The sequence below is a fragment of the Roseovarius indicus genome, from assembly GCF_008728195.1.
Classification (GTDB): Bacteria; Pseudomonadota; Alphaproteobacteria; order Rhodobacterales; family Rhodobacteraceae; genus Roseovarius; species Roseovarius indicus.
On record NZ_CP031599.1, the window covers coordinates 366570 to 381224 of the forward strand.

General features: G+C 59.2%; 9 protein-coding genes and 2 pseudogenes. 4 read left to right on the forward strand and 7 right to left on the reverse strand.

Annotation, left to right across the window (positions count from 1 at the left end):
• Nucleotides 1-13: 13 nt before the first annotated feature.
• Genes RIdsm_RS28070 through mobC form a run of 3 tightly spaced genes read right to left on the reverse strand, consistent with a single transcriptional unit; the run spans nt 14 to nt 4884 of the window.
• Nucleotides 14-1969: a type IV secretory system conjugative DNA transfer family protein gene (locus tag RIdsm_RS28070; RefSeq protein ID WP_057820994.1), complete on the reverse strand. Its 1956-nt coding sequence runs from the start codon at nt 1967-1969 to the stop codon at nt 14-16.
• The gene (locus RIdsm_RS28075; RefSeq protein ID WP_057820992.1) at nt 1962-4310 is read right to left on the reverse strand and encodes a relaxase/mobilization nuclease domain-containing protein; all 2349 of its coding nucleotides are present in this window, start codon (nt 4308-4310) and stop codon (nt 1962-1964) included. Before RIdsm_RS28075 ends, RIdsm_RS28070 begins: the two co-directional genes overlap by 8 nt.
• Nucleotides 4297-4884: a plasmid mobilization relaxosome protein MobC gene (gene mobC, locus RIdsm_RS28080; RefSeq protein WP_057820990.1), complete on the reverse strand. Its 588-nt coding sequence runs from the start codon at nt 4882-4884 to the stop codon at nt 4297-4299. The genes RIdsm_RS28075 and mobC overlap by 14 nt, the downstream gene beginning before the upstream one ends.
• A gap of 552 nt (nt 4885-5436) precedes the next feature.
• On the opposite strand from mobC, the gene RIdsm_RS28085 reads away from it, so the two are divergent.
• From RIdsm_RS28085 to RIdsm_RS28100, 4 genes are all read left to right on the forward strand, one after another.
• The gene (locus RIdsm_RS28085) at nt 5437-6156 is read left to right on the forward strand and encodes a ParA family protein (protein WP_043872326.1); all 720 of its coding nucleotides are present in this window, start codon (nt 5437-5439) and stop codon (nt 6154-6156) included.
• Between the two features lie 10 nt (nt 6157-6166).
• A complete protein-coding gene (locus RIdsm_RS28090; RefSeq protein ID WP_057820989.1) occupies nt 6167-6799 on the forward strand; it encodes a hypothetical protein in 633 nt (210 codons plus the stop codon).
• A 160-nt stretch (nt 6800-6959) separates the two neighbouring features.
• Nucleotides 6960-7199 (forward strand): hypothetical protein, encoded by a 240-nt coding sequence (locus RIdsm_RS28095; RefSeq protein ID WP_057820986.1) that lies wholly within the window; start codon nt 6960-6962, stop codon nt 7197-7199.
• Nucleotides 7200-7319: 120 nt separating this feature from the next.
• Nucleotides 7320-8444, forward strand: a complete 1125-nt coding sequence (locus RIdsm_RS28100) for a Fic family protein (RefSeq protein WP_057820984.1) — start codon at nt 7320-7322, stop codon at nt 8442-8444.
• A 25-nt stretch (nt 8445-8469) separates the two neighbouring features.
• On the opposite strand, the gene RIdsm_RS28105 is transcribed toward RIdsm_RS28100, so the two are convergent.
• The 4 genes and pseudogenes from RIdsm_RS28105 to RIdsm_RS28120 all read right to left on the reverse strand — a co-directional run bounded on the left by RIdsm_RS28105 (nt 8470) and on the right by RIdsm_RS28120 (nt 14349).
• Nucleotides 8470-10797 carry a DEAD/DEAH box helicase gene (locus RIdsm_RS28105; protein ID WP_057820982.1) on the reverse strand — a complete coding sequence of 776 codons (2328 nt, stop codon included), beginning with the start codon at nt 10795-10797 and terminating at the stop codon, nt 8470-8472.
• Complete coding sequence (locus tag RIdsm_RS28110; protein ID WP_057820981.1) at nt 10797-12785, reverse strand: site-specific DNA-methyltransferase; 1989 nt, start codon at nt 12783-12785, stop codon at nt 10797-10799. Before RIdsm_RS28110 ends, RIdsm_RS28105 begins: the two co-directional genes overlap by 1 nt.
• A gap of 291 nt (nt 12786-13076) precedes the next feature.
• A pseudogene (locus RIdsm_RS28115) lies at nt 13077-13334 on the reverse strand (WGR domain-containing protein); the annotation flags it as partial.
• 84 nt (nt 13335-13418) lie between these two features.
• Nucleotides 13419-14349 (reverse strand): annotated as a pseudogene (locus RIdsm_RS28120) (DUF2493 domain-containing protein).
• Nucleotides 14350-14655: the final 306 nt, after the last annotated feature.

Sequence of the window (14655 nt, forward strand, 5' to 3'; positions counted from 1 at the left end):
CGCAGTTGAGAATTCACCCGTGCTCGGCAATTATCGCCCTCGTCGTCTGAACTGCCGAAGCAAGCGCCGTCCGGTCTGTGCTCGTGATACCCAATCCCTCGATATCAAGCGACAGCTGATCCTGGACACCGCCGCTCGCAGCAGCACGAGCCGCGCGGCCGCGGGCCTTCGTTGAACTAAAAGGATCAGTCTTCGATGGCTTCGCCGCGTTTGGGTCCGCGTCCGGCGCGACATTCAACGCCCGCACCTCCTGTAGCTCCAGCTTCAGCTTTTCTACAGTCTCGCGGGTTTCGGACATTTGCCGATCCCGCCGCAGTCTATCCTCGTCCGGATACGGGAAGCTCCCCGATTGACCCGCGTGCAGCACATTCAGGGCAGGGTCCTCGAAATACTTCACCCTTCTCGCGCGGATAGGCATCTGCGCGTCGATCACAAGGATGACCTCATCGAGATCCATGCGTCGGGCCTCATCCTCTGTCAGGAGCGGGGTATCCTCGGTTCGCTCTGAGACGCTGCGCCCTTCGAACGGATTGCGGCCAACAGCGCGGGAGCGGGTTACCACACGCTTGGTGGTCTTGCCGACGGCCTGGCTCAACTCCTCGATCGTCTTCTGCTCTGACGGGGTGAGGTAGAGCTTCACACCCGCGCCGCCTTGAAGCGACCTGCGGGTATTCTCGCCATAGATTTCGTCCAGCGCAGGGATGGTCTGGGTGACGATGGCGAGGTTTCCGCCGAAGGAGCGCAGCGTCTTGATGCTTTCGGCGATGATCGGCATTTTCCCCAGCCGGTCGAACTCGTCGAGCATGATCATCACGGGCCAGGGTTCATCGTCCGCGGGCTCCTGTGCCTGCAGCGAGGCGATCAGGTCTGAGAAAAAGAGACGGATCAGCGGAGCCAACGGGTGGATCATCTCTGACTCGACCACAAGATAGATCGCATGTGGGCTGCGGCGGATTTCCCGGAATGAGAAGTCAGAGGTCGCGGTGGCGGCGTCGATCGCGCGGTTGTCCCAGGTGTCGAGGCCCGATGTCATCAGGAGGGAGAGGTAGGAAGTGAGGGTGTCATTGTTGGTCGATGCCATACGCTCGAAGATCAGTTTGGCCGACTTGTTCTTCACCTCCTGCGAACGCTTCAAGTATTCCTTCTGCTTGTCGCCCCCCGAGGCTGTGATGCGATAGATCTCGCCGATGGTCGGCACGCCGCGCTCGAAGGCGAGAAGGCCCGCTGCCACAAAAAGGTCGATGCCCCCGGCCAAAAGCCCGCTCAGCTTTTCGTTGTCGGTTTGCAGGAAGAGCTTGGCGGTGAGTTTTAGCTCCATCTGCTGCCGGTCAGGGTTGGTCATGGCCGCGATGCGCGCCAGCGGGTTGTAACGGTGGGTCGGTCGATCCCAGTCGGTCGGTGCGAAGCGGAAGACCTTGTCCCCCATGCTGGCGCGGAAGCGCGAGGTCTCGCGGAAGTTCTCGCCTTTCACGTCGAGTACCACGGCAGAGCCTTTGTAGGTGAGCAGATTCGGGATCACAAATCCCACGCCCTTGCCGCGGCCCGTGGGCGCCACGATCAGTGCGTGGGGGAAGGTTTTTGAGACAAGGAACGGGCGCTTGGACTTCGGGGAGCCAAGCTTGCCCAGAAGGAAGCCGCCACCGGGCTTGGCAAAGAAACCGTTCCTCTTCATCTCGCTGCGGGTCTGCCAATGCGTCGTCCCGAAGCGGGTCAATGCATCCCCCAGAAGCGTGACGCTCAGCATCAGCGATGCCAGGCCGAAGCCGCCAAGGATGAGGTTCACCCAGAGGAAGTCCTTCGGCGCAGACTGAGACAGACCCCGATATTCGCGGGCAAGCAGGGTGACGTCGAAACGCGTGGGAGAAAGCCCATAGCGGAACATGACAAAGCCGGTCGCCACGACATAGCCCATGGCGAGACCGACCAGCACGAGGCTCAACACTCCTAAGGCAATCTTGCCTTTATCCATGGGTGATCCCCTTCTCACCATGTGCCGCGGCGTGGCGCGCGCGCTGCGCCTCGATCTGCTCTTCGGCCAGAGCATCGAGAACGCGCTCCATGGCCGGGCCATGCGCGGTGACCTCGCTGCCTTGAAGATAGGTCTTGGCGAGTTCCAGCTGGCGCAGCGGATCCTCGGTGAATGTGTCCAGGACGTCCGCGTTACCGGCCCGCAGTGCGTCGATTGCGTCGGGGCTTAGCCGTTCGTTGACCTGCCGGACGATGTCCTGCTGCTCTGACTCGGAGAGCGGGCCCTCGACGTCGGCGTTTTGCACAAAGGCCATGACCGTTGGCGCGGTCTCTTCCAGATAACGGCGCTCGGCGTAGTCTTGTCGCGCCTGGTCCTCGATCTCGAAACTGCGCTCGCTGATATAGGCACGCGACGCGCCGAGCGAACGAAGGTGGTTGATTTCGCCCCTAACGGCCTGCCCGAATTCGTCATCCGACATCTCCGTGCGATATCGGGCGAGGGTGCGGAGCTCTTCCGTGATCGGACCGAGATGATCCGAAGGATCCCGCAAGGCGAGGTCCATGTCGCCAGCATGAAGCGTGCGGTCCTGCGCCGATACCGCATATTGCGGCGGCATTCGACTGTCAGTCATCTGTTCCCAGGCCATCGAGGCCAATTCGGCATGCTGCGGAGATCTCTGCGCATAGGCGCCGAACGCGACGCGGGCCTCTTCAACCTCCACGGCGCCGGCCCGCCTTACAGACGGGTCGTCGGAGAACGGATGATCGAAATCCGTCCGGCGGAACTGCGCCACCAGCGCCCTGAACGCCTGCCGCTCCGATGGGGCAAAAATGTCGGGCCCGTCCTTCACGAGATCACCCCCTGGTGCCGCCAACCGCTCACCGAGCACTTCCTCAGCGTCATCCACCTCGTCGATCTCGGTTGGCGCGCGAAGGACGCGCACGTCAGTCAGGACATCGCCCAACCGAACATGCACGGCTTCCAGCTTGTCGAGCGCTTCTTCCCGGTCCGCAGGTTTATCGAGATCTAGGTCGCTTGCTTTGGCAATCCCCTGCAGATCCTGTGCCAACCACTGGCGCTCCAGTGCGGCATTGCCTGCCCCTTCCCGCAGGCGCGCGGCCACAGCCTCGACATCGATGCCCGTGCCTTGCAACGCCTCGGCCAGCTTTGGTGCCACCTCTCCATCGTCAAGACGCGCGAGGTGATCTTCACTTAAGTTCGGCCTTGCATAGATGCCGTCCCGGGACGGGGCATCGACCAGGGCGGCGGAGCGATCCCCGAGCGGGTTCAAATGCGCGACCGAGGCCAGAACGTCGGTCAGCTTGCGCTCGATCACCGGCCTCTCGGCCGCCGGCGCCCTGTCGATCGCCGCCTCGATCTGGCGAATGTTCTGAGAAAACTCGGTGATCAGCGTGTCGAACGCTGCTTCGTCTTGGGACATGTAGATGGCTCCGTCAGATTGAATCTGACCGCCACTGGCAAGGATGGTGCTGGCCCGCTCGAGCGCTTCGGCCACGTCGTCGAAATTCGAACGTGACGCCTCCGCCGCGAGCCCACGGTAGATCAACGCCTTGTGCCTGACGGTTTCCAGAGCGGCCCCCAGGTCAGCGCCGGTTCTCTGGCGCTCAACTGGGGGACGACCTTCGTCGCGAGCCTTGTAGATTTCATCGATCTCGGCGCGGTAGGTCGTGACGCCGCGATCCAGACGACGCGTCGCCTCGAGGCGGATCCCATGAACTTGGGCCGCCTCGACCATCGCCTCGCGAAAGGCGTCGTAGTTGAAGTGATGATCCTTCCCGAGAAAGAACATTTCGCCATCCTTGCTGCGGCGGTTCAGAACGATATGCGCATGTGGATGCGCGCGATCTTGGTGTATTGCAGCAATATAGTCGAATTGCGACCCCTCACCTTGAAAGAACCTCTCGCAGACCGCCTGGGTGATATCGCGCACCTCTTCACCCCTGGCCCCAACCGGGAATGCCATCAGCAGATGCGACGTATGGCCAAGCTTGGGGCTGTAGCGCTCGTTCCACTGGTTCTCGAACCGCCGCGCCACTCGGTTGATCTCGGCTTCCGAGAGCTGCTTCTTCCCGTCATGGGTGCCGCGACTGTCGAGGATATGGGTCGACTTTGTTGTGAGATATGTGAGCTGCGCCCGTAGCTGCGCCCCGGTGTGGCAGCCCCCTTTCGAGATCGCCTTGAAGATCGCTGGCGAATAGCCGCGCGCGGCCCGAACCATCTGCGCGCCCTTGGAAAGCCCCTGCCAGGATCCCGAAACCCGGCTCCAGCCGCGGTCGAAGAGCGCCGGGTCGATGCCCCGGGCCCGATCACTCCGCGCCATTCTCATCCCTCTCGGCGAGGCCCGCCAAGGCAGAGCTGATCTCAAGGTCCAGCAGGCTGCGCCGCGCACGCGACATCTCCTGGACCTGATCGGCCAGATCGAAGACCAGACCCGCAAGGGCGCGGACGTCACGGTGACTTGAGGCCGGGTAGGACAGTCTCTCGCCCCGCACCTTGGCCTCGTTCAAACGTCGCGCGATCTGGTTCACGTTGTTGCCGACCCGGTTGAGCGCGGCGCCGAGATTGCGCAACTCGTCACACATCTCGTCGTCGGGCAGGAAGACACCTTCGGCCGCCAGCATCAGTCGGCGCATGGCATCCGAGCGGTGCGCAATCCCGCGCCGCGACAGCGCCGCGTCGAACCGGCGCAGGTCGTCGTCCGAGACCCGGATCCCCACAACCCGCGATCGGCTGCCGTTCGCTGTCTGACGCTCACCCCAGTGGTTCACCACGTTGTAGATCGTCTTCAGGCTGACATCGTAGTGGGCTGCCAACGACGCCGCGGAGACGCCGTTCCGGCGGTCCTGGGCGATGGTCGATCGCTCGATCTCTGACAGTCTGCGGCGGCGGGGCATTTTGAAGTTAACGTTCCTATTTCTTGCCAACTTCGTACAAGCCCGCCGACTCCCAACGCAAGTGGAGTCGGCCATAAGGGCTTGTACTCAATGTAGAAAATCGCCCTGCAGGGGCGATTTCCCGTCCCTTGTCAAATGGATCGCGCTTCGCGCTCATTGCACCACGCGATGCGGTCCCCGCATCGCGCATCGCGTCTTTTGCACCCCGTCTCTTGCACCCCGCAAGACGGGTTTTGCTGCGTGCTGACCGTCTCGCGTCACCTGCAGAACGCCATACGCGAGGCTGCCTCCCGTCGTCTGGCGCACGCTATCCGTCACCTGCAGTCCGTCCGCAGCACATCGCCAAGCGCATCCCGACATTTGGAGGGTGTGTGGTGCCCCGCGGCGAATGCTGAAGGCGCCACGGCAGGCGTCGCACGGTCATCGCACAACGCCACCCGCTGCATGCCAAACGCGGGTCGCATCCCGACTTCTGCTTGACCCCTCCGCCTCATGCGTTTAGCGACACTTTGGTATTATCGTTGCGATTCACTATTTTTGCGGAGGGCCAGAATGCCGAACGAAAATCTTGTGGTGATCGCAGCGATGGCCCGGAAAGGGGGCAGTGGAAAAACGACGCTTTCGCGCGCCTTGATCAGCGCCGCGATCGCCGCCGGACGCAGAGTGATGTTGATCGACACGGACAGCACGAGAGTACTCGGGGCCTGGCATGCTCGGGCGGAAGCCGGTGGGCTGAGTTCGCCGCTTCTCTGCTCGGCCACCGTCGAAAGCGTGGCGGGTGTCGAGGATCAGATCGATCAGGTCTACATGGCAGGCACAGCAGACTTCATCTTCATCGATACCGCAGGGGTCGGTGCCGAATGGTCAGACGGCATCGCGGTGCTTGCGGACCACATTGTGACGCCCGTCATGCTGTCAACGTCTGATTTCGATGTCGGCGCGCAGACTGCTGATTGGTTTGAGAAACTGAAATCCCGTGTTGACGACCCCTCTAGCCTTCCGCGCCACCACGTCGTCCTCAACATGGTCGACCCGAAAACGACCCGTGCTGACGCCGCCCTGATTGAAGAAGCGCTCACCCGTTTTCCGGTGATTGAGACCGTCATGATGCGACGGAACACTTACAAGGAGATGGACCAGAAGGGGCTTCTCCACGCCTTGGCACTGGAAAAGCAAGCCGATCCGAATCCCCTGATGCGCCCACATGTACGTCATGTCGTCGAGGCGCTCGAGGAGGCGACGGACATCCTCAACAACATTCTTGCTGCGTGAGGACAGTCGATTGCGCAAGAAGATCCCGACCATCACCAGGCCCGACCCAGCCTACGCCGCCACCCTGCAACAAGGTGACCGCGAGGTTCCCGGGAAAGAGGATGAGGCACAGGTCACAGCAACCACGACAGGCACCCCAGCCACTGATGTTGACGCTGATCGGCACGAGTCAGACTGTGTGCCGGAAGGTGCCGTGGCGCCGCACCAAGTCACCGCGGAAAGCTCTGACCCGCATACCAGCCTGAGAGCTCCCGTATCGGCGCGCGCTTTGAACCCGACCCGGAAGATCGACATCAGGGTCAACGCACTCGAACGACAGGAAGCAGCGCTGCAAACTTGTGGTGTTGAGCCAGCACATGTGGTGCGTGCCGCCCTGCGCCGTGCAGTCAAAGACTGGCAACTGTCGCCGGTCTTCGCCCCAGTCGCGGAGGAGCGACGCACTCGAAACACGCGGTGGCAGGCCCGGACATCTCTGGCAGTCGATGCGACCAGCCTGGGTACTCTCCTCCGGGACCACGACCCCCTCGACGTCTTGAGTAAATGGGCTCTGATCCGCGGCCAAGTGGAACCACGCATATGGGGCGAGATCGACAAAATCTTGGAAGAAATTGCGGTTCGCGCTGCATCGCCGCATGAACCGTAAGATACCTATCTTAAAAGATAACTTGCATTTCGCCGGTGGATTTTCGCCCACCCGGAACGGTTCATCTTGCAGTTGCAGAAACCTAGTCCTAACACCAGCTAACAGGAATTTCAGACCTCAGTAGTGACGAATTGCGAGGTCCATTTAGGAGGAACGCATTATGAACACGAAGCCCCGCCTGACTGGCGAACCGATCATGCGCATCCTCTGCAAGACATCTGAAAATCTGGTTGGCTACCTTTACCAATGGAACAATGGTGACGTGCAGCCTGCCTGGTTCGACGGCGCCATGGCGGACGTTCGCTATGAACCATTCATTCAAGCGCCTGAACAAAACCCTGTCGATCCGAAGACCCCCAGACCGCGTCAGCAAGATCTGATGCACCTTGAAAAGGCCTAGCTCAAAGCCTCGCGTCGGTTTGTGGGTCATCCCATCTCGCAGGTCCTTTGAGCGATAGAGTTGACTTCTATACCTCAAAAGTGATCTAGGTATGAGTTATAGAAAGGATATCTATAACTCATGGCTTGGAACTGGACGCTGCCCGATTGGCCGGATTTCCGGTATGACGCCTCCGCTCTGGAGCCGTTTGAGCAGACGTTTCTGCTGTCGTCCGGAGAAATCCTCGGCGCGGTCCATCATGTCAGCCAGCCGGAGCGCGAGCAACTCCGCATCGAACTGCTCAGCGAGGAAGCGATGCAGACGAGCGCCATCGAGGGTGAAATCCTCGACCGGCTCAGTGTCCAGTCTTCGCTGCGCCGCCATCTGGGCCTCGATCCGGACAGCTACCCTGCCAAACCGCGCGAACAGGGCGTCGCGGAAATGATGGTCGACGTCTATTCCAGCTTTGCGGACACGCTGAGCCACGAGACGCTGTACCGCTGGCATCGGATGCTCCTATCCCATGACCGTCGGTTGGAAACCATCGGGGCCTACCGACAACACGCCGAGGCTATGCAAATCGTTTCCGGCCGCCTCGACCGGCCCACGATCCATTTCGAAGCGCCTCCCTCAGAGCGGGTCATACCTGAGATGGAGCGATACGCGGATTGGTTCAACAAGACCGGGCCGGGGGGAGCAGAGCCGCTTCCAGCGCTGACGCGCGCAGGGCTAGGCCACCTCTATTTCGAGAGCATCCACCCATTCGAAGACGGCAACGGCCGCCTGGGTCGCGCCCTCGCTGAAAAGTCGCTGGCGCAGAACATTGGCCAGCCAACCCTCATCTCGCTCGCCTTCACCATCGAGAAGGAGCGCAAGGCATACTACGACCAGCTCGAGCAGCATCAAAAAACGCTCGACGTGACCGATTGGCTCGTCTGGTTCGCGGAAGTTGTCTTGAAGGCTCAACAGGCAACACTTGACCGCGTCGGCTTCTTCATCAGCAAGGCACACTTCTACGATCGTCACAGAGACCACTTGAACGAACGCCAGGCCAAGGCCATCGCTCGAATGTTTCGGGAAGGCCCTGGCGGTTTCAAAGGCGGCCTCAGCGCCGACAACTATCTCAAGATCACCGGAACTTCACGTGCAACCGCAACCCGCGATCTGCAGGACCTGGTCGAGAAAGGTGCGTTCAGCCGAACCGGTGAGCGACGCCATACGAGGTACTGGTTGAAGCTCAGATCTGAAGGTCTGTTCAAGAAATGATATCTGGAGATTATGGAGCTACCGTTCAATCAACAACGAGTACCGCCTCTACCGCCTCTTTCTCGGTCTCACAATGCGTGGGTTGAAGCCGTCCATTTCGCCATGCCCAAACTGTAAAGCCAGTCTTGGCCCGCTTATGCACGGTACCATTCTGTATTTCGACGTGCCCCTCAGACACGAGCCGGAGCACCACACGCTTTCCAGCTTCCGCTCCATCAATCTCAAAAAGTTTCGAAGCTGAAGCCTCTACAAGCAAGTGGTCTCCCTTGGTGTCTATTACAACTACAGCCTTATCAACCCATACAAGGAAATCCGGCCAATAGGCCTTGCCCTCGTGAAGAAGGGGAAGAGAGTAGCCGCTGCCGACCGGGTTTCGCGCCCAAACCCGCTGCGTTCGATCAAGAGCGCGCGCGAATTTTGCTTCAAGCGGGTTCAAGCCCGAATACTTTCCGTGGAGTGAGCGCTTGAACTCCTCATTGGAGTTCGGATCGATAGCCACCGGGCCGACAGAATAGGGACTATCTACATCGTTCTGGAAGATGACCGAGTGCTGGATATACGCGGCAACTACTTCTTGAGCTTTGGTGCGCAGGTGATCCGCCGCAGGACTGCTCAGCTCAATCATCGCATCGAACTTTGGCTCCTCGATATCCACGAGGTTCACAGGACCCCCTGCCCTTCGAAGGCCGCCAGGATAGCTCCGCAGAATCTCTCGCCGGAAGACAGAGCGCGCCGTGACGCGGTTTGAATGTTCGACATCAACCCACTCAAACTGAGCGTCGGATTCTTCCCCTACCTTTTGAAGCACCTGCATCCGGCTTCCTTGACCCACAGTATTTTGGGCGTCCGAACGAAAGTCCATGATTGATTTGACGATGCGCGAAATTGGTTCCAGAGCGCGACTGCTCTCGATTCCAACCGTAGGAATGGTTCGCGGAGGTTGGGGGTCTATCCGATCGCGCTTACCGCGCGTCTTTTCATCCTTCACCACCAGCGCAATAGAGGGGTGCTCAGAGGCCAAGTCTTTGCGGATATCCCTCAGAATATCGTCAAAGACCCCCCTCTCATCCGTTCGGATGTGGAAGTGCGCCGTGTTCAGGATTGGGTCGTTGTAGTGCACAGCCCCTGGCTGGCGCAGAACCCGGCCTATTACCTGAGTGATTTGCCGCGCCGAAGCCATTTCCTTGTCGATGTAGGCAAAGCAGCAAGCGGGATCATCCCAGCCTTCCTGGAGACCAAGATTGAAAATGACATGCTCATAGTCTCCCGCCGTGAAGCGAGCATAGTCCTTCTCTCCGCCGTCAAACAGGTGCATTTCAGTAGGCTTGGGGGAGTCCTTCGAGAACTTGAGCTGGCAGTAGACTGCTATCTTCTCTGGCTTGATTTTGGCTACCTCAACAAGGTGACGCCAAATGAGAATGGGACGTGCCTGCCGGTCCTTGAACGGTCTCTTCAAATCCTCAGCGATGGACATCCCATCGACAGTGTTCGTTGAACAAACGTAGATGGCCTTCGGCGTGAAGGGGAGCTTGTGATCCCTTGTAACTTCCTGCGCGATCTTCAGGTCTGCAAGCAAGTTATCCAAGGCTGGCTCGAGAGGCGTAATATAGCCGTCGATTGAGATACGCTCTTTTACAAGTCCCGAGAGCACAACTTCTCTGCTCGAGACTGACGTTGAAAAGTCCTCGTCCTTCCAACCCTTATCATTGCGAAGCCGCCCCATGACATTGTTGAGGCGCGGCGGCAAGGTAAGCGTCGCGCTCGCAACGATGAGCGCATCCGGTGACAGTTCCAGCAGCCTTTCAGACTGCAAGTCCGAGAGATTGTGGCCTTCATCATACACGATGATGAGCGGACGCCTTTGTCCCTTCTCGGTTCGGCGCTTCTTCAGCTGATCCCAAAGAGACTCTTCCGCAAGGTCGAGCTGGGCCCGATGCACTTTGCGGTCTTCGCTCGAGCTATCCTCGACAGCGAACTTGCCGACTGTCGCCACCAAGAGAACGGGCGTGTCGGCGCTCGACAAATGATCGGGAGCGACTTCAAGAAGCGGCACGATGTTGAAGCCGGAAAGGTTGTCGGCGTACTTGCCCGAGGAGAGATTCTCGAAAGTCTGAGAGACCACCACCCTTCCCTTCGATATCCACAGGACAACAGGGGCCACACCGAGCCCATCTCGCATCTGCGAAACCGCATCCGCTAGCATTAGCGTCTTGCCGCTGCCGGTGATTGCAACCAGCGTCTGAAGAAAAGGGATCGTCGTCGTTCGATCCACCATTAAAGGGTTAGCTGAATAGTCAAAAAATCGTTGGGCAATCTGGCTTGATGCCCGTTCTTGAAAATCAATGAGCTCCATTAAGCGCGCTCGTCCTCGTTATTGTATTCGTCGTTCTCGTTCAGGCCGAGGTCCGCCAGAATCTTGTCCGGAATTTTCCAGAAGCGAACGTTAGGAGACTGGAACATCTCGTAGCGAGCGTAAACATGAAATGGCGGCTCAATACTTGCCTTCTTTGCCTCTAGGGCAACCTTCTTATAGGTGTCGAGGCTCAGAGAGCCAACCGGCCCACCATTGTCCCAGATGAGGAAGTATCCCTCTTCATTCTGATCGAGACCGACCAAGTACTGATAGCTCTCGTCATCTACACGCTTCAGGCTTGGTGCTGAGCGCTTATGGTTCTCCCAGTGCGACGTGAGCACAACGTCAATGAGCTCGTCTCGCTGCATGGTGAGAACGGTCTTGGCGTCGATAGTCTTGGTAAGAAGGCGATATTCAAAGCCACCGCCGAGCGGCTTTGCCTTCTTCCCATTTGGCCGCTTGCCTGTGACGGCATTGTGCAAGCGTTGCCAGGTGAGGGTTCTAGCATATTTGTCGCCGTTCTCAGGAGCACCTTGTTCAATAAGGATAAAGCGGCGGTCTGCCTCGAGCTCCATGTTGAGCTCCAGAACGGCATGTCCGGTTGAACCGGATCCCGCATAGGGGTCGAGCACAAGTCCATTGTCCGGACACCAGATCTGAATGATTTTCTTGAGCAGACGGAGCGGCTTAACAGTATCGAAGGCGTGACCCTTGCCTACAATCTCATCAAGCTCTTTCTTGGCCATGTCCGAGTGACCTGACTGAGCGTGAGGCCACGTCACTGACCCCACGTCAGCAGGAGTCTCATAGAACTCCTCATCCCAGAATGTTGTAGGGATCATGCCAGCGCGGACGACATCAATAGGCGTCTTGAGACGAGGACGCCCTGCCCCCGGCCTTCTCTTCCTATCATCACGGAAGAACAGCTTCGGCCAGTTACCCTTCTCCCGACGCTCAAGCGCTTTCTTCGCTGCAAGTTGAACTACTGGGTCGCTCGCAGGATTATAGCCCTCAAGTGCAACGCTACTCCCAGAAAGGACAAGAGCGTTGCCCCGGCCATCGCCGAGGTCTTTCTCGACATACGCGACACCCCATTCTCGAAGATGCTTCTTCGCTTCGGCTTTAGTGAAATTTACCCAGTGGGCACGAGCCTCAGGAAGGTTTCCGTCATACTCGTACTCGCCATTCGGGTAATGAAGGTTGCCAGTGAAGGGCGATTGGATCGCGTAAGCTGTCTTTTCCCGATTTTGCCGTGCTGAGGGGTCAGTTGGAATCCAATCCCCACTATCGTCTCCATCAATATTCTTCGACCCAGACCGATCAATAGGCAACAGATCCATTTTCGCCAGCCCTTTATCTTTGGCGTAGACGAGAACGTAGTCAGTGGTCTTAGAGACAGATTTTCCACCTTTGGGAGAGTACGCCTTCTGCCAGTTAATAATGGCAAGCCGGTTCTTCTCCCCGAAGACTTCATCCAGCATCATCCCCAAGTGGAAGAGCTCGTTGTCGTCGATGCATATTGCAAGAACACCAGAAGGTTTCAGCATCGCCTTCATGATTTGAAGGCGCGGCATCATTGCCTTGATCCACTTGGTGTGACGCGACCCATCTTCGCTGGACACAATCGTCCCAAGTTCGGGGTCGTTCGGGTCGTTGTCCCAACGGTCGTTGTAACGGAAGTATTGCCCAGTGTTGTACGGAGGGTCGGTGACGATTAGGTCTACCTGCCCGCGGTACTTGTAGAGCGTTACCATGGCTTGAAGGTTTTCACCCTCGATGAGCATGTTCTTTGATTGCGCTTCAGGCGAACCGACATGGAGCTTGGGCTCCCGGCGTGTCTGACGAGGACGGACCTTCTTGGCAATCTGCATTGCTGAGCGCTTCCCATGGAAGCTCAGGGCAACGCCGCTCGTCATCATGCTTTTTGCGAGGCGCTCTAGCTCCTCGCGAGTGAGTTTTGAGAGCTCTGCCTCGAAGTCAAATTCCATATCTAGATACCGCTGGGCTCATCGCGTTGTTCTTACTATGTTCTCATTAATCAGATCTAAACGCATTTACAACTTGCGAGTAGAGGAAGTGCGTTGCTCAGGCCCGTTTGCGGCCACCCTTGTCCGGAGCTTGTAGCCGAAGAAGCTTCTCCAGATCGAGGCGAAAGACCGTGTGAATTGGGCATTTCAACGACGAGGCTCACCTACGTCAAGTACGTCAACATTTCCATCACAATCAGCGGTGCCCATAAAGACGACCGAATTCCGGGTCGTTTCTGATGAGTTCCCGAACGCTTGATACCCCCTCCGATTCTTCGTCGCCGCAAGCTTCATGAGCGCGTTGACCGCCCTGCCCTCGTCCTCATGCTGTTCGATCAGCATCTGCCCTCGAAACCCGATACGGCCCCATTCCCGCACGAGGCATGCGCCGCCAAACAGGTCTGGCTGAACGCTCATTCGATAGAAGCGCCGCATGTTGAGAGACGGGTCGATCCGCTTGAGATCGACCGTCGTCGGGAACACTTCCATTTGCTGCGATATGTCGAACATGTTGTTGGCGCCTCTCTCCAGACCACAATATCAAGCGCTCTTCGACGTTTCCACAATGTTCTGTCCCGGATTGAAGTCGGGGGCTCACGCCCCCTTCTCGAACTTCATGACCGGGATGCCAAGCTTCTTGGCCTTGTCGGCGAGGTTTTCCTGGATACCGGTTCCGGGGAAGACAAGAACCCCGACCGGGAGCACATCCAGCATCGCGTCGTTGCGCTTGAAGGGCGCGGCCTTGGCGTGCTTGGTCCAATCAGGCTTGAAGGCGACCTGCGTCACGCTGCGAGCCTCGGCCCATTTGGCGGCGATGAGTTCTGCGCCTTTGGGGCTGCCACCGTGCAAAAGGACCATGTCGGGATGCTTGGTCCGGACCTGGTCGAGCTTACCCCAGATCAGGCGGTGATCGTTGAAGTCGGTCCCACCGGTGAGGGCGACTTTGGGGCCTGCGGGGAGCATACCTCGGTCTCTGCGCGGCGCTTGGCGGCCAGGAAGTCGCGGCTGTCGATCAGGGCGGCGGTCATGTGCTGACGGTTCACCATCGATCCGGTGCGGGGGCGCCAGGCTGATCCCGTGTGCTGGACAAACTCGGAGGCGGCGTGATCGCGCATCATGTCCATGCAGTTGCGCCGTTCGATCAGCGTCAGGCCTTCGGCCGTCAGGCGCTCTAGCTCGACGGATTTCACCTCGGAGCCGTCCTGCTCGCGTTGGAGGCGACGCTGCGCCTGTTCGTTCTCATCGAGCGACCGCTCGATCCGGGCCGTGGCGCGGTGGAAGAGGTTGACCTGGCCCCAGAGAACTTCTTCGAGGTCGGGTTCCATGCGGGTGTCTTCCAGGGTCGCGACGAGGGCGTCGAAGATGTCGGCGACGGCGACCGCGAGGCGCTGCCCATCGGGCATAGGGCGCGGATCGGGCTCGTCGAAGGGGCGGTAGCCATAGAGCTGCAGTTCGTCGAGCGCATGGGCGGTCTGGGATCGCTGTGGGCGGGTTCATACGTCTCGTCGCGGGTGTGGATCGTCATCGGTTTCTTGCCTCCGGGCCTGTCTCGTCCGCGCGTCATCCCGCGCGGCCTTCATGGGCAGACCCGAGCCGTCGGGCGGTTGCCCCTTCACCCCGGCTTCACCCCGGCTTCACCGGGGCCGGAACAGCGTGGAGGAGGTCGGCAGGGAAGCTATTTGCCTCGCGATGCAAAGGCGGCTCTGCCGCCGGCGGAAATAGGTTCCCTGCCGACCTTGCAGGGGCAACCGCTTTGACGGCCTGCCCATCTCTTGAAGGCCGCTCGGGTGACGGGTGGATGCGCAAGGCCCGGGATGGGGTGAGGACGACG

Bases quoted from the DNA above. Each gene is read 5' to 3' on its own strand.
- RIdsm_RS28100 (WP_057820984.1), top strand. From the start codon at position 7,320: ATGGCTTGGAACTGGACGCTGCCCGATTGGCCGGATTTCCGGTATGAC.
- RIdsm_RS28070 (WP_057820994.1), bottom strand. From the start codon at position 1,969: ATGGATAAAGGCAAGATTGCCTTAGGAGTGTTGAGCCTCGTGCTGGTC.
- RIdsm_RS28075 (WP_057820992.1), bottom strand. From the start codon at position 4,310: ATGGCGCGGAGTGATCGGGCCCGGGGCATCGACCCGGCGCTCTTCGAC.
- RIdsm_RS28095 (WP_057820986.1), top strand. From the start codon at position 6,960: ATGAACACGAAGCCCCGCCTGACTGGCGAACCGATCATGCGCATCCTC.
- RIdsm_RS28105 (WP_057820982.1), bottom strand. From the start codon at position 10,797: ATGGAGCTCATTGATTTTCAAGAACGGGCATCAAGCCAGATTGCCCAA.
- RIdsm_RS28110 (WP_057820981.1), bottom strand. From the start codon at position 12,785: ATGGAATTTGACTTCGAGGCAGAGCTCTCAAAACTCACTCGCGAGGAG.
- mobC (WP_057820990.1), bottom strand. From the start codon at position 4,884: ATGCCCCGCCGCCGCAGACTGTCAGAGATCGAGCGATCGACCATCGCC.
- RIdsm_RS28085 (WP_043872326.1), top strand. From the start codon at position 5,437: ATGCCGAACGAAAATCTTGTGGTGATCGCAGCGATGGCCCGGAAAGGG.